This window comes from Pseudomonas sp. FW507-12TSA (assembly GCF_058781435.1).
In genome coordinates this window covers 1-23475 of record NZ_JBYSWT010000004.1, presented here as the reverse complement: position 1 = coordinate 23475, position 23475 = coordinate 1, and the positions used below count along the sequence as shown (strand labels likewise).

Genomic DNA, 23475 nt, shown 5'->3' with positions numbered 1-23475 from the left:
AATCACACATAGGACAAGTCCTAAACGTCCAGGGCCGCCTCGATATCGCCACGCAAGTTGTCGATAGCCTCCAGCAACGCCGGCCACCGGTCCTCTATCCCTTCCCCGGCCTTGATCCGCGCCTGCGCCTCGATGCAGGCCTTGGCCAGTGGCAAGGCATCGATCAGGCAACAGACGCCCTTGAGCCGGTGCAAGGTGGCGCCCAGGCGCCCAGGATGCTGGTCTTGCATGGCCGCCTCCAGGGCCTGGCGCTCCTGGGCCAGGTTGCGCTGCAACTCCTGCAGCATGCGTTGCAGTACCTGTTCGTCGGCCTGGGTCATCGTCCGCAGGGTCTGGATATCGAAGGACGGCGGCGGCAGGAACCGCGCCAGCGTCTGCGCCAGCTGATCCAGGGTCACCGGCTTGACCAGCAGCAGGTCCATGCCCGCCCGCTCGCAACGTTCTTGCTCATCCTCGAAGGCATTGGCCGTGCAGCCGATGACCGGACAAGCGCCGCGCCCCCGCTGCGCCTCGAACTGCCGGATCGCCTCGGCCAGGGCATAACCGCTCATGCCGGGCATCTGGCAGTCGGTCATCACCAGGTCGAACTCGCCGCCCTGCCAGAGCTCCAGCGCTTCCTGGGCGTTGTCGCAAGCCACCACCCGATGCCCGAGGAACATCAACTGCTGGCTGAGGACCATGCGGTTGGCGCTCAAGTCATCCACCACCAGCACTTCGATGCTGCGACTGGGCGGACGCTCGGCCGCCGTGGGCGAGGCTGCCCAGTCCTCGTCCAGCCGCTCCAACGCCAGTTCGATGGTCACCAGCGTCCCGGCACCCGGGGCGCTGTGCAGCTCGATGCGCCCACCCATCAGCTCGACCAACTGGCGGCAGATACTCAACCCCAGGCCCGTGCCGCCATGGGCCTGGGAAGTCGCGGCGGTGGCCTGGACGAAGGGCGTGAACAGCTTCTGCTGCTGCTCGGGACTGATCCCCGGCCCGGTATCCGCAACGCTGATACGCAGGTTGGCAAGAGCGCAGTCCTGCTCCTGGCGCTCGACCTGGATGCGCACCTGGCCTTCGCTGGTGAACTTCAAGGCATTGCTCAACAGGTTGTGCATGACCTGGCGCAGGCGCAATGGGTCGAACAGGTAACGGCCCCCGGCCTGTTCGTCGAACACCAGATGCAGCTGCACACCGCGGCTGCGCGCAGTGGCATCGAACAGCTGGCGAATGCTCTCGAAGAACGGCTTGAGGGCCGTGGCCTCTGGCGCCAGTTGCATGTAGCCGGCCTCGATCTTGGCCAGGTCGAGACTGTCGCCCATCAGGCTGATCAGCTCCTGGGCGGACTGGTACGCCACTCGCAGGGCTTCGGAAAACGGCGCGCCGCGCACCCTGGCCTGTTCCTTCTCCAACTCCAGCAGGCCGATGATCGCCGTCATCGGCGTGCGGATTTCATGGCTCATGGTGGAAAGGAAGGCACTCTTGGCCGCGTTGGCCTGGTCGGCGGCGTGACGCGCCTGGACCAGCTGGTTCTCCAGGCGCTTGCGCTCGGTGATGTCGATCCAACCGCCCAAAAGCCCCTGCAACTGCCCTTCGGCGCTGTAGAACGGCACCGTCCATTGGTAGGCGTGGATCGGCCCGTGGCGGGTTTGCACTTGTCGGTCGGCGAACACCGACTGCTCGGAGGCCAGCAGTTGCATGAGTTCGTCATGCAGCTGGCGGGCGGTGTCCGCCGGCAGCAGGTCCAGGTCGATCAACCGGCGCCCCTGGATCCGCTCCAGGCGAGTGCCCAGTTGCTGTTCGTAGCTCTTGTTGCAAGTGATCAAGCGCCCTTGCAGGTCGCGGACGAAAACCGGATTGGGCATGCCATCGAGCAACGCGCGCTTGAAGGCCAGCTGGTCGTTCAAGCGCTGCTCGGCCTCCAGCCGCTGCTGGATCTGGCGCTTGAGCCGGCTGCTCCAGGCCAGTGACAGCAGGCCGAACAGCAACGCCGTGCAGATGGCCCAGTAGACCCAATCCGGCACCCGCTGCCAGACGGGCATCGGCACCGGGGTCGAGCCCAGCCACTTCAGGCGCGTAGCACTGAGCTCGGCCACTGGCAGGGCTTCCAGGGCCTTGTTCAGGATGCTCAGCAGTTCCGGCTGGTCCTTGCGCACGGCGAATTCGTCGGCGGACCAGGTCCCCTCGACGCTGCGCCCTGCCCGCAAGCCTTCATAGGCCAGGTCCAGCGCTTGCACCTGGATCTCGTTCTGGATAGTGGCCAGGGCTTCGCCGTTCTTGACCAGGGCCCGGGCCTCCTCGTAGTTGGCCACGCTGCGCAGGCGGATATCCGGATAGTTGCGCCGGATATAGCTTTCCAGGGTATGCCGGGCCGGCAGGGCCAGCACCTCCCCCGCCATCTGCTTGAGGCTGCCCAGGCGACGATCCTCGGGACGGACGACGAACACCCAGGCGGCGCCACCGAAGGCATGGGAGAAATTCAGGAACAGCCGCCGGTCCTCGCTGTCGGTCAGGGTGGTGTTCATCTGCGCCTGCCCGCTTTCCAGCAACTCCAGGGTCTGGGCGGTGGATGCGCTCTGCTTGTGGACGAAATGCAGCCCGGTCATGCGTGCAATCCGGTTGAGCAGGTCGATGTTCAGGCCGACCCAGCGTCCTTCCTTGTCCTTGAACACATGGGGCGGATAGGACTGGGACGCCACCAGGACATGGGGGTGCTGGAGAATCCAGGCTTGTTCCTCGGCGCTCAGCTCGATGCGCTCGCCGGAGTTGGTGCCCAGGCCCGTGGTCCAGCGCGCCTGGATTTCCCGGCGCAGCGATTCGTCGATGCTCTGCAGCGCCTGCTCCAGCAACTGCGCCAGGCGCGGGTTGTCGTCACGGGTGGCGAAAGCGAAGCCGGTGGGCGGCAAGCGGCTTTGCTCATGAATCTGCACCGCCAGGTAGGGCCGCAGGGCCTTGTAGGCGCGAACGATGATCTCGTTGCCGATAAAGGCATCGGTATCGCCCTGGTTCAGGGCTTCCAAGCCGCTGTAGAGGTTGGGCGAAAGCATGATCTGGCTGTCCGGGTAGGCCGCATGGACCTGCGCGGCATTGGCATAGCCATCGAGCAGCACCAGGCGCTTGCCGGCCAGGTCGTCACCGGGTTCCGGCTCGTCGCGGCGCACGACCACCACGGCCTTGTCCGGCATGTAGTCGCTGGTGAAGCGCAGCCCCGGTACGCCACGCTCATAACCGTTGGCGCTGGTGAGGATATCGATGGTGCCGTTGCGCAGGGCCTCTACCGCCTGTTCACGCTCGGAAAACCCCAGCACCTCCATGCTCACCCCCAGTCGCTCGCCCACCAGCCCCAGGTAATCGGCGCTGATGCCCTGGTAGCGGTTGCGGTCGCGGGTGATGTCGATGGGTTGGTAGTCATCGATGGCGATGCCTACCCGCAGGGTCGGGTGCGCCGCCAGCCATTGGCGCTCGGCAGGCTTAAGGTCCAGTGGCTCGAGGTCGATGAAGGCCGGCACCAGCTTGAACGGCAGGCTCTTCGCGGCACTGGCCGGCAAGGCATGGAACATGCCCCAGGCCAGCAGGCCGGCGAGCAGCCAGGACAGCGCAGGGCAAGTACGAGAAGTTCGAAGGGACATCAACCGGGCCTCCCTGCCTCTGGCGGGCTACAGGTTCGCGAAAAAACAAAGCCCGTCAGGAGACGGGCTTCGTGATCGGCAAGGCCAGGATACTTAGAGCGGCTTGCCACGATTGCCGTGCTGGCTGACAAAAGCCTGCACTGCCTTGAGGTCGTTGGCCAGGACCGTGCAACGCTCTTCGCGCTGGAACAGGTCGGTCAGGTGCGCCGGCAGCTCCAGGGCCTTGCCAACGCCAGCCTTCTGTACCGCATCGGGGAACTTGACCGGGTGCGCGGTGCCGAGGGTGACCATCGGCGTATCGAGGCTGCGCCGGCATTCGCGGGCAGCGCGCACGCCGATCGCAGTGTGCGGATCCAGCACCTCGCCGGTCTGGGCGAAGACTTCGGCGATGGTCTGGCAAGTCTGCTCGTCAGTGACCGCCAGGGAGTCGAACAGCTTGCGCGCTTCGGTCCAGCGATCCTGTTCGACGCTGAAGCCGCCGCCCTGCTTGAAGCTGTCCATCAGGCCAGCCAGGGCCGCACCGTTGCGACCGTGCAGGTCGAACAGCAGGCGCTCGAAGTTCGACGAGACCATGATGTCCATCGACGGCGACAGGGTCGCGTGCAGGGTTTCCTTGACGTACTGGTTGCCGCTCATGAAGCGGTGCAGGATGTCGTTGCGGTTGGTGGCGACGATCAGCTGGCTGATCGGCAGGCCCATGTTGCGCGCCAGGTAGCCGGCGAAGATGTCGCCGAAGTTGCCGGTAGGCACCGAGAACGCCACGGAGCGCGCCGGGCCGCCCAGCTGCAGGGCCGCATGGAAGTAGTAGACGATCTGGGCCATGATCCGCGCCCAGTTGATGGAGTTGACCGCTACCAGGCGCGTGCCCTTGAGGAAGCCCTGGTCGGCGAAGCTGGCCTTGACCATTTCCTGGCAGTCGTCGAAGTTGCCTTCGATGGCGATGTTGTGGATGTTCTCGCCCAGGATGGTGGTCATCTGCCGGCGCTGCACTTCCGAGACGCGGTTATGCGGGTGCAGGATGAAGATGTCGACGTTGTCGCAACGCTTGCAACCTTCGATGGCCGCCGAACCGGTATCGCCGGAAGTGGCGCCGATGATCACCACGCGCTCGCCGCGCTTCTCCAGGACGTGATCCAGCAGGCGACCCAGCAGTTGCAGGGCGAAGTCCTTGAACGCCAGGGTCGGGCCATGGAACAGCTCCATCACCCATTCGTTGCCATTGAGCTGGCGCAGCGGCGCCACGGCGCCATGGGCGAAGACGCCGTAGGTTTCCTCGAGGATCTTCTTGAAATCGGCATCGGCGATGCTGCCGCTGACGAATGGGCGCATGACCCGGAACGCCAGCTCGTGATACGGCAGGCCCGCCCAGGAAGCGATTTCCTCCTGGGTGAAACGCGGCAGGTTCTCCGGCACATAGAGACCGCCGTCGCTGGCCAGACCGGCCAGCAGTACATCTTCGAAATTCAGGGCCGGTGCCTGGCCGCGGGTGCTGATGTAGCGCATAAGAGCAAACCTTCGGTTTGAGCGGCAAGCTGCAAGCTACAAGCGACAAGTCAAAGCAGATCCGCTTCTGACTTGCCGCTGGCTACTTGCAGCTTGCCGCTGCATTAATTGAGATGTTCGACGCGGACACGCACCACTGGGCCGACGACGCCCTGCAGGGCCTCCAGCGCGGTGATCGCATCGTTGATGTGCTGCTCCAGGACCCGGTGGGTCAGCAGGATCATCGGCACCAGGCCGTCCTGTTCCTCGACTTCCTTCTGCATGATCGACTCGATGTTGATCCCACGCTCGGAAAGGATGCTCGCCACCTGGGCCAGTACGCCCGGATGGTCCTTGGCCTGGATGCGCAGGTAATAGGCGCTCTCGCAGGCTTCGATCGGCAGGATCGGGTGGTCGGACAGCGAATCCGGCTGGAAGGCCAGGTGCGGCACGCGGTTCTCCGGATCGCTGGTCATGGCGCGGACCACATCCACCAGGTCGGCCACCACCGAGGAAGCGGTAGGTTCCATGCCGGCGCCGGCGCCATAGAACAGGGTCGAGCCGGCGGCATCGCCGTTGACCATGACTGCGTTCATCACGCCGTTGACGTTGGCGATCAGGCGATCGGCCGGGATCAGCGTCGGATGCACCCGCAGCTCGATGCCGGCCTCGGTGCGCCGGGCCACGCCCAGGTGCTTGATGCGATAGCCCAGGGCCTCGGCGTAGTTCACGTCGGCGGTGGTCAGCTTGGTGATGCCCTCGGTGTAGGCCTTGTCGAACTGCAGCGGAATGCCGAAGGCGATGGACGCCAGGATGGTCAGCTTGTGCGCGGCGTCGATGCCTTCCACGTCGAAGGTCGGGTCGGCCTCGGCGTAACCCAGGGCCTGGGCCTCGGCCAGCACGTCTTCGAAGGTACGAGCCTTCTCGCGCATCTCCGAAAGGATGAAGTTGCCAGTGCCGTTGATGATCCCGGCCAGCCAGTTGATGCGGTTGGCCGACAGGCCTTCGCGGATCGCCTTGATCACCGGGATGCCGCCAGCCACCGCCGCTTCGAAGGCGACGATCACGCCCTTCTCCTGGGCCCTGGCGAAGATCTCATTGCCGTGTACGGCGATCAGCGCCTTGTTGGCGGTGACCACATGCTTGCCATTCTCGATGGCCTTGAGCACCAGCTCGCGGGCCACGGTATAGCCGCCCACCAGCTCGATGACGATATCGATCTCGGGGTTGGTGGCCACGGCGAACACATCGTTGGTAATCGCAATACCGGTCGTTTGGAACTGAGGCTTTGGCGTACGGGTAGCAATCTGCGCTACTTCGATTCCACGCCCGGCACGACGGGCAATCTCCTCGGCGTTGCGCTGAAGTACGTTGAAGGTACCGCCACCGACGGTACCCAGCCCACAGATGCCTACTTTGACCGGATTCACTCTGAACTCCCCATAAAACGGCCGACTCGAAGGCCGGCCGTGGAAATCAGCCGCAAACAGCGCGGCTCTCTATTAGATGACCCGGTGGCTGCAACCGCCGGGTCATGATCGTCAAAGGCTAGCGTGACGATGCAGGATTATTTCGCACCCAGCGCCAGTTTGGCGATCTGTGGCGCAGGCTGATAGCCCGGAATTACTTGGCCGTCGGCCAGGACGATGGCTGGAGTGCCGTTGACGCCGATCGACTGGCCCAGGGCGAACTGCTTGGAAACCGGGTTGGCGCACTTGGCCGCCTTGATTTCCTTGCCGTTGACCATCTGGTCCATGGCCGCCTTCTTGTCCGCCGAGCACCAGACCGCCTGCAGCTGCTCATCACCTGGCGAGCCCAGGCCCTGGCGTGGGAAGGCCACGTAGCGCACTTCGACACCAGCCTTGTTCAGCGCCGGGATCTCGGCGTGCAGCTTGTGGCAGTACGGGCAGGTGGTGTCGGTGAACACGGTGATGTGGGTCTTGGTCTCGCCGATCGCCGGGTAGACCACAGTTTCCGCGACTGGAATACCGTTGATCAACTTGGAAATCCCCAGGCGCTCGGTTTTTTCCGTGAGGTTGACCGGCTTGCCGTCCTTGAGCTGGAACAGGTAGCCCTGGACCACGAACTGGCCGTCGGCGCTGGCGTAAAGCACGCGACTGCCCTTGAGCTTGACTTCGTACAGGCCGGCCAGCGGACTGGCGCTGATGCTCTCTACCGGAACCTCGAGCTGCAAGGTCTCGAGGCTTTTGCGAATAGCTTTCTCGGCACTGTCATCGGCCATGACGAAAGTGCTGAGCAACGCCAGGGAAGCGGCGGCAATAATCTGGGTCAAGCGCATGGGAACTCCTGAAGGCGGGCAAATAGGCAAATGGGAGCGGTCGCGGTGGCGACGGCTCGCAACAGCCGTTTTGCGAACCGGCAAAGCCTAACACATCTGTTTGTCTGCACCGACTACGGGCGACGCAAAGCGCCACCGGCAGGTCGCTCAGCCTCGCGGGTGATGCTTGGCGTGCAGATCCTGCAGGCGCGCGCGGGCCACATGGGTATAGATCTGGGTAGTAGACAGGTCGCTGTGGCCCAGCAGCATCTGCACCACCCGCAGGTCGGCACCATGGTTGAGCAGGTGGGTGGCGAAGGCGTGGCGCAGGGTGTGCGGCGACAAGGCCTTGCCGATCCCGGCGACCTTGGCCTGGTGCTTGATGCGGTGCCAGAAGGTCTGCCGGGTCATCTGTTCGCCCCGCAGGCTGGGAAACAGCACATCGCTGGGGCGCCCGCCAAGCAGCTCGGCCCGGGCATCGCGCAGGTAGCGCTCGACCCAGGCGATGGCCTCCTCGCCCATGGGCACCAGGCGTTCCTTGCTGCCCTTGCCCATCACCCGCAGCACGCCCTGGCGCAGGTTGACCTGTTCCAGGGTCAGACTGACCAGCTCGGTGACCCGCAAGCCGCAGGCGTAGAGGACCTCCAGCATGGCGCGGTCACGCTGGCCGATGGCTTCGCCCAGGTCCGGCGCTGCCAACAGCGCCTCGACATCCGCTTCCGACAGCGACTTGGGCAGCGGGCGGCCCAGTTGCGGCATGTCGACTTGCAGGGTCGGGTCCACCTCGATCAGCTTCTCGCGCAGCAAGTAGCGATAGAACCCCCGCAGCCCGGAAAGAAAACGCGCAGTGGAGCGCGGCTTGTAGGCCTGCTCCACACGCCAGGCCAAGTGATCGAGGATCGACTCGCGCCCGGCCCCAGGCAGCTCCCCCCCTTGCTCCTGCAACCAGCCGTTGAACAGCGCCAGGTCGCTGCGATAAGCGCCCCGGGTGTTGTCGGAGAGGCCTTTTTCCAGCCACAAGGCGTCGAGGAAACGGTCGATGAGGGGGTGGTCGATGGCAGGCATAAAGACTCGAACGGCGCGGCTGGCGAGGCGGCGGAAAAAAATAGTGAACTGCGCGCAGGGTCGCTAGTCTTTCATAGCCAGCCATTTCAAGGAACAGGGTAATCCCATGAGTGAACAACAGATCCTGCTGGCCTTCGGTGGCATCGGTGCGGCAGCCCTGGGCTGCCAGTGGCTGGCCTGGCGCCTGAAGCTGCCGGCCATCCTGTTCTTGCTGCTCAGTGGCATTCTCGCCGGACCGGTGCTGGGCTGGCTCGACCCCCAGGAGCTGTTCGGCCCGCTGCTGATGCCCCTGGTGTCCCTGGCGGTGGCGCTGATCCTGTTCGAAGGCAGCCTGACCCTGCATCTTTCGGAGTGGCGCGAAATCGGCAGCGTGGTGCATCGCCTGGTAACCCTCGGCGCCCTGTCCACCTGGGCGGTGATCACCCTGGCCACCCACTGGCTGCTGGGCTTCGACTGGATGCTGGCGTTGCTGTTCGGCACCCTGACCCTGGTCACCGGCCCGACGGTGATCGTGCCGATGCTGCGAGTCGTGCGTCCCAAGGCTTCGATCGCCAACATCCTGCGCTGGGAAGGCATCGTCATCGACCCCATCGGCGCGCTGCTGGCGGTGGTGGTCTATAGCTTCATCATCGCCAGTGCCGAGGGCGCAGGCCTGAGCCACAGCTTGATGACCTTCGGCGGCGTGATCCTGTGCGGCAGCCTGTTCGGTATCGCCGGCGGCTGGGTCCTGGGCAGCATCATGCGCCGCCAATGGCTGCCGGAGTACCTGCATAACCTGGCGACCCTGGCCGGAGTGCTGGGTATCTTCATCGCCTCCAACCAGGTGATGCACGAGTCCGGGCTGCTGGCGGTGACCTTGATGGGCATGTGGCTGGCCAACATGAAGGGCGTGGATGTGCGCCATATCCTGCACTTCAAGGAAAACCTCAGCGTGCTGCTGATTTCCGGGCTGTTCATCCTGCTCGCCGCGCGCCTGGACCTCAAGGCATTGATTGCCCTGGGCCCGCTGGTGCTGATCCTGCTGCTGGTGATCCAGTTGATGGCCCGGCCCCTGAACGTGTTGCTGTCCACCGCCGGCTCGAGCCTGAACTGGCGCGAACGCGCCCTGCTGGCCTGGATCGCTCCGCGGGGGATTGTCGCGGCGGCGGTCTCGGCGATCTTCGCCATCCGCCTGGACCAGGCTGGCCATGAAGGTGCCCTGCTGCTGGTGCCCCTGACCTTTGCCGTGATCATCGGCACCGTGGTCCTGCAAAGCGCCACCGCCCGGCCCTTGGCCCGCCTGCTGAAAGTGGCCGAACCGGCACCCAGCGGCTTCCTGATCGTCGGCGCCAACAGCCCGGCACGGATCATTGGCAAAGCCTTGCAGCAGCTTGGCAGCCGCGTGCTGCTGACCGATTCCAGCTGGGAGAACATCCGCGCGGCACGCATGGAAGGCCTGCACACCTATTTCGGCAATCCGGCCTCGCAGCACGCCGATGCCCATCTGGACCTGGTAGGGCTTGGGCACCTGCTGGCGCTGTCGCCATCAGGTGAGCTGAACACCCTGGCGGCCATGCGTTTTCGCCATGACTTCGGCCACCAGCGCCTGTACGCCCTGGCCAACAGCCAGGAAAGCCGGCGCACCGACAAGCATCGCGCCAGCCATGAGCACCGCGGGCAGTTGCTGGGCAGCGAGGCCCTGACCTATACCAAGCTCGCCAGCCTGCTGGGCCAGGGCGCGGAACTCTACAGCACCAACCTGACCGAGGCGTTCAGCTGGGAGGACTACCAGGCGCTGCATGGCGAGCGTGCGACGTTGCTGTTCGCCCGCGACACCGGCGGCTGGGTCCATGTACTGACCCCGGACAGCAGCCTCAAGCCGGCGCCAGGCTGGACCTTGCTGGCGCTGGTCCAGCCACAGACGCCCTGAGCCTCAGGCCGCGAACCCGGGCAATACCGGAACCGGGCGCTTGTCGTCATCGATGGCGACGAAGCTGAACAGGCCATGGATGGCCTTTTCGCGACCGTCGCAACTCATGCTCTCGACGAATACCTCTACTTCGACCTTGAGGCTGGTATTGCCCACCTTCACCACCCGTCCGACCAGTTCGACGATCGACCCGGCGGCGATCGGATGATTGAAGTCGATACGGTCGGTGGACACCGTCACCAGCGGCAACCGGCAAAAACGAGTGGCCGCGATGAACGAGACTTCATCCATCCAGGCCAGGGCGGTGCCGCCGAACAGGGTGTTGTGATGGTTGGTGGTGGAAGGGAATACAGCCTTGGTCACGCGGGTTACCGAAAGCTCGGTACGGCGCTGGATTTCTTGCTCGCGAGGGGACATGGATCTACTGCCTGAAACACTGATGAGGAATAAATGACGGGCAACAAAAAAGCAGCCCGTAGGCTGCTTTTTTCTGCATCGGAAGCTGGACTCAGGCCAGTTTTTCCTTGATGCGAGCTGCTTTACCCGACAGGTCGCGCAGGTAGTACAGCTTGGCTTTACGCACGTCACCGCGACGCTTGACAGCCATGCTGTCGATCTGCGGGCTGTAGGTCTGGAAAGTACGCTCTACGCCAACGCCGTTGGAGATTTTACGTACAGTGAACGCGCTGTTCACACCGCGGTTGCGCTTGGCGATAACTACGCCTTCGAACGCCTGCAGACGGGAACGATCGCCTTCCTTCACTTTCACCTGAACGACTACGGTGTCGCCCGGGGCAAAGGCAGGGATCTCTTTGCTCATCTGCTCTGCTTCGAGTGCAAGGATGATTTTGTTGGTCATGCTGTGCTCCTAAGGTAAATCGTCGGATCTACCATCGATACGTTGTTAACTATCGTCCCGCTCGCGGAGATATTCCTCGAGCAGCTTCTTCTCTTCTCCAGAAAGTGAGCGACTTTCCAGAAGATCGACGCGTCGTTCGTAGGTCCTACCAAGGGACTGCTGCAAACGCCAACGCCGGATATGTGCGTGATTGCCACTTAGCAACACGTCAGGAACACGCTGATCCGCATACACCTCAGGTCGGGTGTAGTGCGGGCAATCCAGCAGACCATCCGTGAAGGAGTCTTCCTCCGCGGAGTCCACATGCCCCAAAGCTCCGGGCAGCAGCCGTGTAACCGCATCGATCAGGACCATCGCCGGCAGCTCGCCACCGGACAGTACATAGTCGCCAACCGACCACTCTTCATCTACATGAGCGTCGATGAAACGCTCGTCGATGCCTTCATAACGACCAGCAATCAGGATCAATGCATCCTCATTGGCCAACTCGCGTACCGCCGACTGTTTCAGTTGGCGGCCCTGGGGCGACAGGTAGATCACCTTCGCACCCTCCCCGGCTGCATTCCTGGCCTGAACCAGCGCATCTTCCAGGGGCTTGATCTTCATCACCATGCCCGGACCACCGCCAAACGGGCGATCGTCCACAGTGTGATGTCGATCCGTGGTGTAGTCTCGCGGATTCCGACAAGTGAGCTGCAACAGCCCTTGTTTCACCGCGCGGCTGGTTATGCCGTATTCGCTGATGGCGGAAAACATCTCGGGAAACAGAGTGATCACTTCTACGCGCAAGTTAGCCACGCTTAGAAATCCGCGTCCCAATCCACCTTCATCTCGCCCGCGACCAAGTCGATGGCCAACACGCATTGCTCGGTATAGGGCAACAAGCGTTCGCGATCATCCAGGCTGCCAGCGCAAGGCTTGACCACCATTACATCGTTCGAGCCAGTCTCGAGCAGGTGATCGATCTGCCCGAGCAATTGCCCGAGGGTGTCGATGACCTTGAGACCTTGCAGCTGGTACCAGTAGTACTCGCCGTCGGTCAGTTCAGGGAACAGGTTGCGCTGCACGCAGATCTCGTAACCGGCCAGAAGACGAGCTTCTTCACGATCATCAAGACCCTTGAGCTTGGCGACCAGGAACTTGTCGTTCCCGCGTCCACTGACCAGCTCTACCTGTTTCACGCTGCCTTCGCGCTTGAGCGTCCAGGCTTTGTACTGCAACAGGTTTTTAATCGGATCAGTAAAGGAATAGACCTTCACTTCGCCGCGAACGCCATGAACAGAATAAATTTTGCCGACGACGATCAAATCATCAGCAGGGGCTGGCGTCGCGTTCATAGGGTTCAGGCTGCGGCCTTGGCCGATTCCTTCAGCAGCTGAGCAACGCGCTCAGATGGCTGTGCACCCACGCTCAGCCAGTAGGCTACGCGCTCTTGGTTCACGGACAGGCGAACTTCTTGACCACGGGCAACCGGGTTGAAGAAGCCAACTTGTTCTTTGTGCGAACCGTCACGTGGGTTACGGCTGTCGGTTACGGTCAGGTGGTAAAACGGGCGCTTTTTGGAGCCGCCAAGGGCAAGACGGATTGTTAGCATGTGAACATCGTTCCTGTAGTCGGTGCTGCAAATCTAAATGCACAGCGGGCATGGGTGCCCGAAAGGCCGCATATTCTAAGGAATATCCGGACTTTTGCAAATGCCTTTTTCCGACGCCCGTCGGCTGTCATCCAGATTCACCATGGAGCTGCCTTGTGCGGCAGCAGGGAGGACAGGCCCCGATCGGAGACCCGTCCCGACTTCCACGTCCCCGTGGAAAAAGCGCCGGCATGGTTGCCGGCGCGGATTCTCAGATCTTCGGCATGCCGCCGGGCAGCATGCCGCCCATGCCGCGCATCATCTTGGCCATCCCACCCTTGGCGGAAAACTTCTTCATCATCTTCTGCATCTGCTTGTGCTGCTTGATCAAGCGACCGATGTCCTGCACCTGCGTACCGGAACCCATGGCGATCCGACGCTTGCGCGAGCCGCTGATCATCTCGGGATCGCGACGCTCGGCCGGGGTCATGGAGTTGATGATGGCTTCCATCTGCTTGAACTGCTTTTCCGCAGCGTTCTGGGCGTTGCCCATCTGGGACAGGTTGACCCCACCGATGTTCGGCAGCTTGTCCATCAGGCCGCCCAGGCCGCCCATGTTCTTCATCTGTTGCAGCTGGTCGCGGAAGTCTTCGAGGTCGAAGCCCTTGCCCTTCTTCAGCTTCTTGGCCAGCTTGTCGGCCTTTTCCTTGTCGAGGGTCTGCTCGGCCTGCTCGATCAGGCTGAGCACGTCGCCCATGCCCAGGATCCGCGAAGCGATACGCTCGGGATGGAAAGGGTCCAGGGCCTCGCTCTTCTCGCCCATGCCGATGAACTTGATCGGCTTGCCGGTAATGGCCCGCACCGACAGCGCGGCACCGCCACGGGCATCACCGTCGACCTTGGTCAGGATCACGCCGGTCAGCGGCAGCGCATCGCCGAAGGCCTTGGCGGTATTGGCCGCGTCCTGGCCGGTCATGGCGTCGACCACGAACAGGGTCTCCACCGGCTTGATCGCCGCGTGCAGCGCCTGGATCTCGTCCATCATCTCGCTGTCGACGTGCAGGCGACCGGCGGTGTCGACGATCACCACGTCGATGAACTTGAGTTTGGCTTCCTTTATAGCCGCTTCGGCGATGGCCACCGGCTTCTGGCTCAGGTCCGATGGGAAGAAGGTCACGCCGATATCGTTGGCCAAGGTTTCCAGCTGCTTGATCGCCGCAGGACGGTAGACGTCCGCCGACACCACCATCACGCTCTTTTTCTTGCGCTCCTTAAGGAAGCGCGCCAGCTTGCCGGCAGTGGTGGTCTTGCCCGCGCCCTGCAGGCCGGCCATCAGCACCACCGCCGGTGGCACCGCGCTGAGGTTCAGGTCTTCGTTGGCTGCGCCCATCAGGCTTTCCAGCTCGGCCTGGACGATCTTCACGAAGGCCTGGCCCGGAGTCAGGCTGCGCGACACTTCGGTGCCGACCGCACGCTCCTTCACCGAGTTGACGAAATCCTTGACCACCGGCAGGGCGACGTCGGCCTCGAGCAACGCCATGCGCACTTCGCGCAGGGTGTCTTTGATGTTGTCCTCGGTCAGCTTGGCCTTGCCGGTGACATGGCGCAGCGTCTGCGAGAGACGTTCGGTTAGGTTTTCAAACATGCTCGATCCTTTCAGGCCCAGGGTAGACCGGGGTAATGGCGGCCCAGAGCATGACAAACAAGTGCTCGATGAGCCCGCGGCGTGGGCAGGCGGCGGATTATAGCGAAGACTGTGCGTGGCGCACACCTCGCCGTCTGCTTGCCTGGACTTTCAGGGCTGTGGGTTCTATGCCAAACTCAGCTGCTTTCGGGCTTGCCTAACAGGATTTATGCTCCCCTTGTCACCCAGCTTGCTACCCACCCTCGCCGCCGCCGTTCTTTATGCCGCTGCGACCCTCTATCAAGGTTCCAGCCTGGCCAAAGGCGCCAAGGCGAACAAGCGCCTGCTGGTCGTGCTCGGCATCCTGGCGCTGCTGGCCCATGGCGCCAGCCTGATGACCCACCTGCTGACCCCGGTCGGCCTGGGCCTGGACTTCTTCAGCGCTGCCAGCCTGATCGCCGCGGCGGTAATCGGCCTGACCCTGCTGGCCTGCTGGCGCATCCCCGTGGAAAACCTGCTGGTCCTGTTGTTTCCCATGGGCGCCCTGACCACGCTGCTGGCCCAGTTCGCCCCGACCGGCACCGTACCGATCATCGACGAAGAGCCAGGGATCCTGGCGCACATCCTGCTGTCGATCCTGGCCTACGGCATGTTCACCATCGCGGTGTTCCAGGCCTTGTTGCTGCTGGTCCAGGACCATCAACTGAAGAACAAGCATCCTTCCGGCCTGATCAGGAACTTCCCACCCCTGCAGACCATGGAAAGCCTGCTGTTCGGCTTTCTCTGGGCCGGCTGGACCCTGCTTTCGCTGTCGCTGATCTCCGGCTGGCTGTTCGTCGAGAACCTGTTCGCCCAGCACCTGGTGCACAAGACCCTGCTGGCCTGCCTGGCCTGGGTGGTGTTCAGCGTGCTGCTGTGGGGCCGCAATCGCCTGGGCTGGCGTGGGCACAAGGCGATCCGCTGGACCCTGGCGGGGTTCTGCCTGCTGATGCTGGCGTATTTCGGCAGCAAGCTGGTCCGTGAATACATCCTGCACATCTGACCACCGGCCATGACCGACTCCCTGCCCACCGGCCCGATGCTCGCGGTAATCGCCCTGCTGATCGTCTGGTCGGGACTGTTAACCGCCATCGATACTGCCCAATTGCACCTGCTGGCCCTGCGCAGCAGCTCGCGCTCAGGTGACAAAGCCGCAGCCCGACTGGCCTTTCCCAAGGAAAGCCTGATCCTCTGCAACACCCTGTGCCGGGTGCTGGCAGTCATCATCAGCACCGTGCTGGCCCTGTTTTACTGGGCAGAGAACGGTCCGTGGCTGGCCTGCCTGGCCAGCACCTGCGGCCTGCTGGTGTTGGCCGAGTACCTGCCGCGAGCCGTGGCCGCGCGCTACCCGGAGGGTACCTTGAGCTTCGGCAACGGCCTGCTGGCCATCCCCATGAAGCTCGTCTACCCCCTGGCCTGGCTGCTCGATGCCATTGGCCAACTGCTGCTGCGCCCCTTCGCCAGCAAGGCCAGTGCGGTCAAGCACAGCGATGACGACCCCGCCCTGCTGGACGACGAGCCAGCTCCGGAGCAGCACGCACTGCCTGGCATCCACGCCCTGGACAACATCACCGTCAACGACATCCTGGTGCCCCGCAGCGAAGTCGACGGCATCAACCTGGACGAGCCGATCGAGCAGATCATCGCCCAGCTACGGCTGAACCGGCGTACCCGCCTGCCGGTGTTCCACAGCGATATCAACCAGGTCGAGGCGGTGCTCAATACCCGCCAGATCCGTCACTTGCTGCCCAACGCCAGCCTGACCAAGGAAGCCCTGCTGGCAGCCTGCCACGAACCCTACTTCGTCCCGGAAAGCACCCCGCTGCAATTGCAGTTGCTCAATTTCCACAAGCAGCAACGACGCCTGGGCATGGTGGTGGACGAGTACGGCGAGGTACAGGGCATCGTCACCCTGGAAGACATCCTGGAAGAAATCGTCGGCGAATTCGAAAGCGAACACAGCCTCGACAACCCGCACATCCACCCCCAGGCCGACGGTCGCTACGTGGTGGAAGGCGCGGCCTCGATCCGCGAGCTGAACAAGAGCCTGGGCTGGCACCTGCCCAGTGACGGCCCCAAGACCCTCAACGGCCTGGTCACCGAAGCGCTGGAAACCATCCCCGACAGCGCCGTGTGCCTGAAGATCGGCCGCTACCGCCTGGAAATCCTCGAAACCGAGGAGAACCGCGTCAGCCGAGTGCTCATCTGGCACACCAGCACCACTCGCTGAGACCCGCCGGCCACAAGCCCGCAAGCCGTCGTTCACGGCCCGGCAGGCAAGCTGCAAACCACTGCGACAACTCCTTGTTGGATCGTTAGCAGCCTTTCTATAATCCCCTGGCTTACCCAAGCCCCCGCAGCCTCGCGTGCTACCCGCACCCTGCGAGACCCTGCACGCAACCACCGTGTCCGTTCGACGTCGCTCCCATCCCGAGCCACGCCCGCACCAAACCCACATCCCTGGGTGCTCGACCATAACAATTCGCTCCACTGGAGCAATGACTGTCAGGGATAACCGCATGACGACCAGCACGACCTACAGCACCGGCGCCACCGACCACCCCGGCAATTCCGCCAGCCGGGTGGCCACGGCCAGCTTCATCGGCACCGCCATCGAGTTCTACGATTTCTATGTCTACGCCACCGCCGCCGCGCTGGTGATCGGCCCGGTGTTCTTCCCCCAGAGCTCCGGCACCGCCCAGATGCTCTCGGCATTCCTGACCTTCGGCATCGCGTTCCTCGCCCGCCCCCTGGGCTCGGCGCTGTTCGGCCACTTCGGCGACCGGATCGGGCGCAAGTCGACCCTGGTGGCCTCGCTGCTGCTGATGGGCATCTGCACCACCCTGATCGGCGTGTTGCCGGGCTACGACAGCATCGGCGCCTGGGCCCCGATCCTGCTGTGCCTGCTGCGCTTCGGCCAGGGCCTGGGCCTGGGAGGCGAATGGGGCGGCGCGGCCCTGCTGGCCACCGAGAACGCTCCACCAGGCAAGCGCGCCTGGTTCGGCATGTTCCCGCAACTGGGGCCGTCCATCGGCTTTCTCGCCGCCAACGGCCTGTTCCTCGGCCTGGCCATGGGCCTGGACGACCAGCAGTTCCGGGCCTGGGGCTGGCGCATTCCGTTCCTGCTCAGCGCGGCGCTGGTCATGGTCGGGCTGTATGTGCGCCTCAAGCTGCATGAAACCCCGATCTTCGCCAACGCCGTGGCCCGCCACGAACGGGTGAAGCTGCCGCTGATCGAGCTCTTCAGCCAATACTGGCTGCCGGTGCTGTTGGGCGCCGCCGCCATGGTGGTGTGCTACGCGCTGTTCTACATCTCCACGGTATTTTCCCTGAGCTACGGCGTCTCGACCCTGGGCTACAGCCGGGAAACCTTCCTTGGCCTGCTGTGCTTCGCCGTGCTGTTCATGGCTGCCGCCACGCCCCTGGCGGCCTGGGCTGGCGACCGCTTCGGACGCAAGCCGGTGCTGATCGTCGGCGGCGTCCTGGCAATCCTCTCGGGCTTCACCATGGAACCGTTGCTGACCCAGGGCTCCACCGCCGGGGTGGCGCTGTTCCTGTGCATCGAGCTGTTCTTGATGGGAGTGACCTTCGCGCCGATGGGCGCCCTGCTGCCGGAGCTGTTTCCCACCCACGTGCGCTACACCGGTGCTTCGGCGGCTTATAACCTGGGAGGAATCGTCGGCGCCTCGGCAGCCCCGTTCTTCGCCCAGAAACTGGTGGCGATGGGCGGCTTGAGCTGGGTCGGGGGATATGTCTCAGGGGCGGCGATCCTGAGCCTGATCGCGGTGTTGTGCCTGAAGGAAACCCTCAGCAGCGACCTGAACCAGGTCGGCTGACGGGGCGTCATCGCGGGCAAGTCGGATCGCCGTCCGCCCGCTCCTGCAGGTTGGCGCAACCTGGTAGGAGCGAGGCTTGCCCGCGATGTTCTTTTACAGTTCTACAACGACTGCCTGGGAGGCGCGGGTCGCCTTGGCGCGGGCGGCTTCGATGGATTCATCACGGGCCAGGGCCACGCCCATGCGCCGCTGGCCGTTGACTTCCGGCTTGCCGAACAGGCGCAGCGCGGTATCCGGCTCGCTCAAGGCCGCTCCCAGGTTGGCGAAGGCCGTCTGGGTGGACTTGCCCTCCACCAGGATCACCGCCGAGGCCGAAGGGCCGAACTGGCGAACCAGCGGGATCGGCAGGCCGAGGATCGCCCGCGCATGCAGGGCGAACTGCGACAGGTCCTGGGAGATCAGGGTCACCAGGCCAGTGTCATGGGGCCGTGGCGAGACTTCGCTGAACCACACCTGGTCGCCCTTGATGAACAGCTCCACACCGAACAAGCCACGCCCGCCCAGGGCCTCGGTCACCGCCTTGGCGACCCGCTCGGATTCGGCCAGGGCCTTCGGGCTCATGGCCTGGGGCTGCCAGGATTCCTGGTAATCGCCCTTCTCCTGGCGATGGCCCACGGGTGCGCAGAAGGTGGTGCCACCGGCATGGCGCACGGTCAGCAGGGTGATTTCGTAGTCGAAGTCGATGAAACCCTCGATGATCACCCGGCCCTTGCCTGCCCGGCCGCCTTCCTGGGCATAGTCCCAGGCCTTCTGCACGTCGTCGGCGCTGCGCAGCAGGCTCTGGCCCTTGCCCGAGGAGCTCATCACCGGCTTGACCACGCAGGGGAAGCCCAGGTCCTGCACAGCCTTGCTGTAGTCCTCGAAGGTATCGGCGAAGTGGTATGGCGAGGTCGGCAGGTCCAGCTCTTCGGCGGCCAGGCGCCGGATGCCTTCGCGGTTCATGGTCAGCTGGGTGGCCCGGGCGGTCGGGATCACGGTGAAGCCTTCGGCTTCCAGCTCCACCAGGGTCGCGGTGGCGATGGCCTCGATTTCCGGCACGATGAAGTGCGGTTTTTCCGCCTCGATCACCGCGCGCAGGGCTGCGCCGTCGAGCATGTTGATCACGTGGCTGCGATGGGCCACCTGCATCGCCGGGGCGTTGGCATAGCGGTCCACGGCGATCACTTCGACGCCCAGGCGTTGCAGCTCGATCACCACCTCCTTGCCCAACTCACCACAGCCACAAAGCAAGACGCGGGTCGCGGTTGGCGACAGTGGAGTTCCGATACGAGTCATCTGAAGGTCCTCAAGGAAGCGGATCATCGAAGGCCGAGCGCCAGGCTGGCGACCCGGGAAAGCGCGGCATTTTACATGAACCGTGGCCTTTGGCTCAGCCGGCGCACGCCGCTTTGCGCAAACGCCAGGCCATGGCCAGCCACACCACCGTGACCCCGGCGAACTTCGACCCCAGGGCAGTGAGTATCACCCCTGGAGTCAGCGCGTCGATCATGCCGAAGAAAATGAAGGTATCCAGGGGGATGCTCAGCGCCGAGCTGATCCACAGCCGATCGTGCAGCGGGCGCTTGGTGATGCTGAACACCAGCCAATCGATGCTCTCCGAGACCGCGAAGGCAGTGGCACTGGCCAGGGCGATAGCCGGGTCGGAGGTCAGGTAGGACAACGCCAGGGCCGCCAGCATGGCGACGATGGCGCCATGGCCGAAGCGGGTCTGCACCATGTCGCGCAGGACGAACAGCAACCCGCCCCAGGCCGACCAGATGATGTCCAGGTGCGGAGCGACGGAGAAAGCGTAGTTGGTCAGCACGACACTGCTGATATAGGCGATCAGGAAGAACATGGAGGCGAAGAGTACCTGTCGGGAAGACGTACAGATTACTTGCGCCGTGGGAATCGGGCCAGGAAAGTCCTCGATTCCCCGACAAGACAGCAGAAACGAATCAGCTGCTACTCCCCGAGCCCGTCAGCCACAGCAGCCCACTGTCCCTGGCGCGCTCATGGCACAGGATCAATACCGCACGGCGCTCGGCATTGTCCATGCGCGCCCAACGGGTGATCTCGTCCACCGTACGCTGGCAACCGGTGCAGATATCCCGTTCGTCCAGGGCGCAGATGCTCACGCAAGGCGAGGCCACGGGTTTCTCCGGAAGGCTCATGGCTCCTGCTCGGCCAGGTCCCGGGCATAGCGCTGGGCGTTGTGCACATAGTGAGCGGCACTGGCCTCGAGCATCTTCTTCTGCGGCTCGGTGAGTTCACGCACCACCTTGCCCGGCGAGCCCATGACCAGCGAACCATCGGGAATCTCCTTGCCTTCGCCGATCAGCGAGTTGGCGCCGATGATGCAGTTCTTGCCGATCTTCGCGCCGTTGAGGATCACCGCGTTGATGCCGATCAGGCTGTAGTCGCCCACGGTGCAGCCATGCAGCATGGCGTTGTGGCCAATGGTCACCCCGGTGCCGATGGTCAGTGGATACCCCATGTCGGTATGCATCACGGTGCCGTCCTGGACGTTGCTGTGCCTGCCGATCAGGATCAGTTCGTTGTCGCCGCGCAGCACGGCGTTGAACCACACGCTGGCGCCCTCCTCCAGCTTGACCTTGCCCACCAGCGTGGCGTTCGGGGCTACCCAGCTCTGTGGATGGGTTTGGACTCGGGCATCGCCCAGGCGGTATTTCATCTTGTTGTCCTCATGGCTCAGGCAGCCGCGGGTGAGTGCCATACGTGCGATGGCTTCAGAGGGTGGCGGAATTCTTCGGTGGGTGGCGCAGGCTGATCCCGGCGTCATACAGCAGGTTGACCAGCTCGACGATCATGATCGCGGTCAGGCCCCAGATCTTGAACTCGCCGAAACGATAGCTCGGAACGTACCAGCTGCGCCCCTGGTAATCGATGCGGTGGGTATGCTCCCTGGGGTCCTGGCGAAAGAACTCCAGGGGGACGTTGAACACCGCGGCGATCTCGGCGTCGTTGGCGCGATACTCGACGAAGTCGGGAATCACCCCGACGTAGGGCGTGACCTTCAGTCCATGCTTGGAGATCAACGGGCTCAGGGGACCAATGACTTCCACCAGCCCAGGCGGCAGGCCGATCTCTTCCTCTGCTTCGCGCAGGGCGGTGAACACCAGGTCCGGGTCCTCCGGGTCACGCCGGCCGCCGGGAAAAGCCACCTCGCCGCCATGGGTGGAAAGCCCGCTGGCGCGCAGGGTCAGCACCAGTTCCGGCTCGTCGCTGCGGGTGATGGGCACCAGCACCGCGGCCTCGGGAAAACGTCGGTCGGCCTCCAATGTACGCGGCGTGTAGTGGCTTACCCGATGAAGTAGCTCGTCCAGCATGGGGTATCTCGATCTGTTGGCTACCGTGCATCATGCACCAATCCCGGCAGCCGCCCAACCCCCGTTCCCCGGGCATGTCGCTCAAGGATAACTTGCCGACAACGGGCCGCCCGCGCCAAGATAGCCGCAGCCTTTTCCGGACAGCCCCCATGAAATTTTGCAGCCAGTGCGGCAACCCGGTGACCCAGCGCATTCCCGAAGGCGACTCGCGCCTGCGCTTTGTCTGCGATCACTGCCAGACCATCCACTACCAGAATCCGAACATCGTCGCCGGTTGCCTGGCCACCTGGGAAGGCAAGGTCCTGTTATGCCGCCGGGCCATCGAGCCACGCCTGGGCTACTGGACCTTGCCGGCGGGCTTCATGGAGAACGGCGAGACCGTGGAACAGGGGGCGATCCGCGAAACCTTCGAGGAAGCCTGCGCCCGGGTGCGCGACCTCAGCTTCTATACCCTGATCGACGTCCCGCACATCAGCCAGGTGCATGTGTTCTTTCGCGCAGAGCTGGCCGACCCGGATTTCGCCCCCGGCACCGAGAGCCTGGAAGTGCGGTTGTTCAGCGAAGCCGATATCCCTTGGTCCGAGCTGGCTTTCCGCACCGTCGGCCGTACCTTAGAATGCTTCTTCGCTGACCGGCGGGCAGGTGCTTTCCAAGTACGCACCGAGTCCATACCGCCACTCGCTCAGCCTGCCATCAGTTAAACAATGATCGTGCACGGGACCCCGTGCGCGACTGGGGATATCGTGTCAATGCGCTGGTTGCTTGCCCTCTTGTGCTGTTCGTTCGTCGCCGCATCCCATGCCTCCACGGTAGAAACCCTGGGCGGCAAGGTCGTGGAAAAGGTCCTGGTACTCAAGTCCGCCCATCAACTGCAGTTGATCAACGACGGCAAGCCCCTCAAGACCTACCGCATTTCCCTGGGCAAGAAACCCAAGGGGCCCAAGCTCATGGAAGGCGACAAGCGCACGCCCGAGGGCCTGTACTGGCTAGACTGGCGCAAGACCAGCGACCGCTACTACCTGGCCATGCACATCTCCTATCCGAATATCAGCGACTCGGCCCGCTCCCGGCGCGAGGGCGTGCCTCCCGGCGGCATGATCATGATCCACGGCACCCCGGACACCGAGGAATTCCCCGAGCAGTACTTCCATACCCTGGACTGGACCGACGGCTGCATCGCCATGCGCAACGTCGACATGCGTGAGGTCTGGGGCCTGGTCAAGGACGGCACCATGATCGAGATCCGCCCTTAATCCCCCGCTCCTGCAAAAAATATTTTCCCCGCCCCGCAAAACCCGCCTGCCCATACCACTTCGCGACCCACAGCGGGTCGCGGCCTGGCTTCTGGCCCTCGCTGCCAGACCTGCCTAATACCACTTCAATCCTTTATCCTCGCCAGCACCCCGATAGTGCCAATGCTCGCGCGCCTGCTGCGGACCAGTGGCGTTGACATGGTATTTAAGTGGTATTAGTTTTTCGGCATTACCGGGCGACGACAACCTATAACCGCATCGGAAACCGACCATGAACCATCTCCTGAACCTGCGCCCGGACGACACCCAGCCCACCCCGCTATACCTGCAACTGGCCCGCAACCTGGAAGCGGCGATCCATGCCGGCCAGTGGAAAGCCGAGCAGGCCCTGCCCTCGGAGCGCAACCTCAGCGAGCTGCTGGGCATTTCCCGGGTGACCGCGCGCAAGGCCCTGGAAGTGCTTTTCGAGCAGGGCCTGATCCGCCGCAACCAAGGCTCCGGGACCTTCATCACGCCGCGCCTGGAACAACCGCTGTCGCGGCTCTCCGGCTTCAGCGAGATGCTGCGCCTCAAGGGCTTCGTGCCTGGTTCCCAATGGCTGGAACGTACCCTCACCC

Annotated in this window: 23 protein-coding genes; 7 read left to right on the top strand and 16 right to left on the bottom strand. The window is 63.7% G+C overall.

The window, feature by feature from the left end; all coding sequences use genetic code 11:
* Window positions 1-20: 20 nt before the first annotated feature.
* From AC3WK8_RS05055 to xerD, 5 genes are all read right to left on the bottom strand, one after another.
* The gene (locus tag AC3WK8_RS05055; protein ID WP_103324100.1) at window positions 21-3611 is read right to left on the bottom strand and encodes an ATP-binding protein; all 3591 of its coding nucleotides are present in this window, start codon (window positions 3609-3611) and stop codon (window positions 21-23) included.
* Between the two features lie 93 nt (window positions 3612-3704).
* The gene (thrC, locus tag AC3WK8_RS05050) at window positions 3705-5114 is read right to left on the bottom strand and encodes a threonine synthase (RefSeq protein WP_085596201.1); all 1410 of its coding nucleotides are present in this window, start codon (window positions 5112-5114) and stop codon (window positions 3705-3707) included.
* Window positions 5115-5218: 104 nt separating this feature from the next.
* Window positions 5219-6523 (bottom strand): homoserine dehydrogenase, encoded by a 1305-nt coding sequence (locus tag AC3WK8_RS05045; RefSeq protein ID WP_103324099.1) that lies wholly within the window; start codon window positions 6521-6523, stop codon window positions 5219-5221.
* Between the two features lie 137 nt (window positions 6524-6660).
* Entirely contained in the window at window positions 6661-7392 is a 732-nt protein-coding gene (locus AC3WK8_RS05040; protein WP_022642502.1) for a thioredoxin fold domain-containing protein, read from the bottom strand.
* Between the two features lie 147 nt (window positions 7393-7539).
* Window positions 7540-8436: a site-specific tyrosine recombinase XerD gene (gene xerD / locus AC3WK8_RS05035; protein WP_103324098.1), complete on the bottom strand. Its 897-nt coding sequence runs from the start codon at window positions 8434-8436 to the stop codon at window positions 7540-7542.
* 106 nt (window positions 8437-8542) lie between these two features.
* Here xerD and AC3WK8_RS05030 point away from each other — a divergent pair, with 106 nt between their 5' ends.
* Complete coding sequence (locus AC3WK8_RS05030) at window positions 8543-10345, top strand: cation:proton antiporter (RefSeq protein ID WP_103324097.1); 1803 nt, start codon at window positions 8543-8545, stop codon at window positions 10343-10345.
* 3 nt (window positions 10346-10348) lie between these two features.
* Here the strand turns inward: AC3WK8_RS05030 and AC3WK8_RS05025 are convergent, their stop codons facing one another.
* The 6 genes from AC3WK8_RS05025 to ffh all read right to left on the bottom strand — a co-directional run bounded on the left by AC3WK8_RS05025 (window position 10349) and on the right by ffh (window position 14422).
* Complete coding sequence (locus tag AC3WK8_RS05025) at window positions 10349-10762, bottom strand: acyl-CoA thioesterase (protein WP_022642499.1); 414 nt, start codon at window positions 10760-10762, stop codon at window positions 10349-10351.
* Between the two features lie 91 nt (window positions 10763-10853).
* Window positions 10854-11204, bottom strand: a complete 351-nt coding sequence (rplS, locus tag AC3WK8_RS05020) for a 50S ribosomal protein L19 (RefSeq protein WP_053134351.1) — start codon at window positions 11202-11204, stop codon at window positions 10854-10856.
* Between the two features lie 45 nt (window positions 11205-11249).
* A complete protein-coding gene (trmD, locus tag AC3WK8_RS05015; protein WP_103324096.1) occupies window positions 11250-12002 on the bottom strand; it encodes a tRNA (guanosine(37)-N1)-methyltransferase TrmD in 753 nt (250 codons plus the stop codon).
* A gap of 2 nt (window positions 12003-12004) precedes the next feature.
* Window positions 12005-12541, bottom strand: a complete 537-nt coding sequence (gene rimM, locus AC3WK8_RS05010) for a ribosome maturation factor RimM (RefSeq protein WP_022642495.1) — start codon at window positions 12539-12541, stop codon at window positions 12005-12007.
* 5 nt (window positions 12542-12546) lie between these two features.
* Window positions 12547-12798, bottom strand: coding sequence for a 30S ribosomal protein S16 (rpsP, locus tag AC3WK8_RS05005; protein WP_003198088.1), 252 nt, complete (start codon window positions 12796-12798; stop codon window positions 12547-12549).
* 250 nt (window positions 12799-13048) lie between these two features.
* Window positions 13049-14422, bottom strand: coding sequence for a signal recognition particle protein (ffh, locus tag AC3WK8_RS05000; protein WP_085596206.1), 1374 nt, complete (start codon window positions 14420-14422; stop codon window positions 13049-13051).
* A gap of 208 nt (window positions 14423-14630) precedes the next feature.
* Between ffh and AC3WK8_RS04995 the strand changes: the two genes are divergently transcribed.
* The 3 genes from AC3WK8_RS04995 (at window position 14631) to AC3WK8_RS04985 (ending at window position 18276) form a co-directional block, all read left to right on the top strand.
* Window positions 14631-15443: a cytochrome C assembly family protein gene (locus AC3WK8_RS04995; RefSeq protein ID WP_103324095.1), complete on the top strand. Its 813-nt coding sequence runs from the start codon at window positions 14631-14633 to the stop codon at window positions 15441-15443.
* A gap of 9 nt (window positions 15444-15452) precedes the next feature.
* A complete protein-coding gene (locus AC3WK8_RS04990) occupies window positions 15453-16670 on the top strand; it encodes an HlyC/CorC family transporter (protein ID WP_103324094.1) in 1218 nt (405 codons plus the stop codon).
* A 289-nt stretch (window positions 16671-16959) separates the two neighbouring features.
* Window positions 16960-18276, top strand: a complete 1317-nt coding sequence (locus AC3WK8_RS04985; protein ID WP_103324093.1) for an MFS transporter — start codon at window positions 16960-16962, stop codon at window positions 18274-18276.
* A 93-nt stretch (window positions 18277-18369) separates the two neighbouring features.
* Here AC3WK8_RS04985 and purT read toward each other — a convergent pair whose 3' ends face one another.
* The 5 genes from purT to AC3WK8_RS04960 form a co-directional block, all read right to left on the bottom strand.
* A complete protein-coding gene (gene purT / locus AC3WK8_RS04980) occupies window positions 18370-19551 on the bottom strand; it encodes a formate-dependent phosphoribosylglycinamide formyltransferase (RefSeq protein WP_085596210.1) in 1182 nt (393 codons plus the stop codon).
* Window positions 19552-19645: 94 nt separating this feature from the next.
* Entirely contained in the window at window positions 19646-20113 is a 468-nt protein-coding gene (locus tag AC3WK8_RS04975; protein ID WP_022642489.1) for a preQ0 transporter, read from the bottom strand.
* 100 nt (window positions 20114-20213) lie between these two features.
* Window positions 20214-20429: a DUF1289 domain-containing protein gene (locus AC3WK8_RS04970; protein ID WP_103324092.1), complete on the bottom strand. Its 216-nt coding sequence runs from the start codon at window positions 20427-20429 to the stop codon at window positions 20214-20216.
* Window positions 20426-20950: a gamma carbonic anhydrase family protein gene (locus AC3WK8_RS04965; RefSeq protein ID WP_053134561.1), complete on the bottom strand. Its 525-nt coding sequence runs from the start codon at window positions 20948-20950 to the stop codon at window positions 20426-20428. The genes AC3WK8_RS04970 and AC3WK8_RS04965 overlap by 4 nt, the downstream gene beginning before the upstream one ends.
* Before the next feature lie 55 nt (window positions 20951-21005).
* The gene (locus tag AC3WK8_RS04960; protein WP_085596212.1) at window positions 21006-21605 is read right to left on the bottom strand and encodes a CoA pyrophosphatase; all 600 of its coding nucleotides are present in this window, start codon (window positions 21603-21605) and stop codon (window positions 21006-21008) included.
* 149 nt (window positions 21606-21754) lie between these two features.
* On the opposite strand from AC3WK8_RS04960, the gene AC3WK8_RS04955 reads away from it, so the two are divergent.
* From AC3WK8_RS04955 to AC3WK8_RS04945, 3 genes are all read left to right on the top strand, one after another.
* On the top strand, window positions 21755-22306 hold the full coding sequence (locus tag AC3WK8_RS04955; protein WP_103324091.1) for an NUDIX hydrolase: 552 nt from the start codon (window positions 21755-21757) through the stop codon (window positions 22304-22306).
* Between the two features lie 48 nt (window positions 22307-22354).
* Window positions 22355-22858, top strand: a complete 504-nt coding sequence (locus AC3WK8_RS04950; RefSeq protein WP_022642484.1) for a L,D-transpeptidase family protein — start codon at window positions 22355-22357, stop codon at window positions 22856-22858.
* A gap of 271 nt (window positions 22859-23129) precedes the next feature.
* The coding region (locus AC3WK8_RS04945) for a GntR family transcriptional regulator (RefSeq protein WP_146043234.1) at window positions 23130-23475 on the top strand (346 nt) is incomplete at its 3' end.

What these genes read in the sequence shown, in the direction of transcription:
- AC3WK8_RS05055 (WP_103324100.1), bottom strand. Translation starts at nt 3,611, where the DNA reads ATGTCCCTTCGAACTTCTCGTACTTGCCCTGCGCTGTCCTGGCTGCTC.
- AC3WK8_RS04965 (WP_053134561.1), bottom strand. Translation starts at nt 20,950, where the DNA reads ATGAAATACCGCCTGGGCGATGCCCGAGTCCAAACCCATCCACAGAGC.
- rimM (WP_022642495.1), bottom strand. Translation starts at nt 12,541, where the DNA reads ATGAACGCGACGCCAGCCCCTGCTGATGATTTGATCGTCGTCGGCAAA.
- AC3WK8_RS05030 (WP_103324097.1), top strand. Translation starts at nt 8,543, where the DNA reads ATGAGTGAACAACAGATCCTGCTGGCCTTCGGTGGCATCGGTGCGGCA.
- AC3WK8_RS04975 (WP_022642489.1), bottom strand. Translation starts at nt 20,113, where the DNA reads ATGTTCTTCCTGATCGCCTATATCAGCAGTGTCGTGCTGACCAACTAC.
- purT (WP_085596210.1), bottom strand. Translation starts at nt 19,551, where the DNA reads ATGACTCGTATCGGAACTCCACTGTCGCCAACCGCGACCCGCGTCTTG.
- AC3WK8_RS04985 (WP_103324093.1), top strand. Translation starts at nt 16,960, where the DNA reads ATGACGACCAGCACGACCTACAGCACCGGCGCCACCGACCACCCCGGC.
- rpsP (WP_003198088.1), bottom strand. Translation starts at nt 12,798, where the DNA reads ATGCTAACAATCCGTCTTGCCCTTGGCGGCTCCAAAAAGCGCCCGTTT.
- AC3WK8_RS05025 (WP_022642499.1), bottom strand. Translation starts at nt 10,762, where the DNA reads ATGTCCCCTCGCGAGCAAGAAATCCAGCGCCGTACCGAGCTTTCGGTA.
- AC3WK8_RS04990 (WP_103324094.1), top strand. Translation starts at nt 15,453, where the DNA reads ATGACCGACTCCCTGCCCACCGGCCCGATGCTCGCGGTAATCGCCCTG.
- thrC (WP_085596201.1), bottom strand. Translation starts at nt 5,114, where the DNA reads ATGCGCTACATCAGCACCCGCGGCCAGGCACCGGCCCTGAATTTCGAA.
- AC3WK8_RS04955 (WP_103324091.1), top strand. Translation starts at nt 21,755, where the DNA reads ATGAAATTTTGCAGCCAGTGCGGCAACCCGGTGACCCAGCGCATTCCC.
- AC3WK8_RS04970 (WP_103324092.1), bottom strand. Translation starts at nt 20,429, where the DNA reads ATGAGCCTTCCGGAGAAACCCGTGGCCTCGCCTTGCGTGAGCATCTGC.
- ffh (WP_085596206.1), bottom strand. Translation starts at nt 14,422, where the DNA reads ATGTTTGAAAACCTAACCGAACGTCTCTCGCAGACGCTGCGCCATGTC.
- xerD (WP_103324098.1), bottom strand. Translation starts at nt 8,436, where the DNA reads ATGCCTGCCATCGACCACCCCCTCATCGACCGTTTCCTCGACGCCTTG.
- AC3WK8_RS04950 (WP_022642484.1), top strand. Translation starts at nt 22,355, where the DNA reads ATGCGCTGGTTGCTTGCCCTCTTGTGCTGTTCGTTCGTCGCCGCATCC.
- AC3WK8_RS04960 (WP_085596212.1), bottom strand. Translation starts at nt 21,605, where the DNA reads ATGCTGGACGAGCTACTTCATCGGGTAAGCCACTACACGCCGCGTACA.
- AC3WK8_RS04995 (WP_103324095.1), top strand. Translation starts at nt 14,631, where the DNA reads ATGCTCCCCTTGTCACCCAGCTTGCTACCCACCCTCGCCGCCGCCGTT.
- rplS (WP_053134351.1), bottom strand. Translation starts at nt 11,204, where the DNA reads ATGACCAACAAAATCATCCTTGCACTCGAAGCAGAGCAGATGAGCAAA.
- AC3WK8_RS05040 (WP_022642502.1), bottom strand. Translation starts at nt 7,392, where the DNA reads ATGCGCTTGACCCAGATTATTGCCGCCGCTTCCCTGGCGTTGCTCAGC.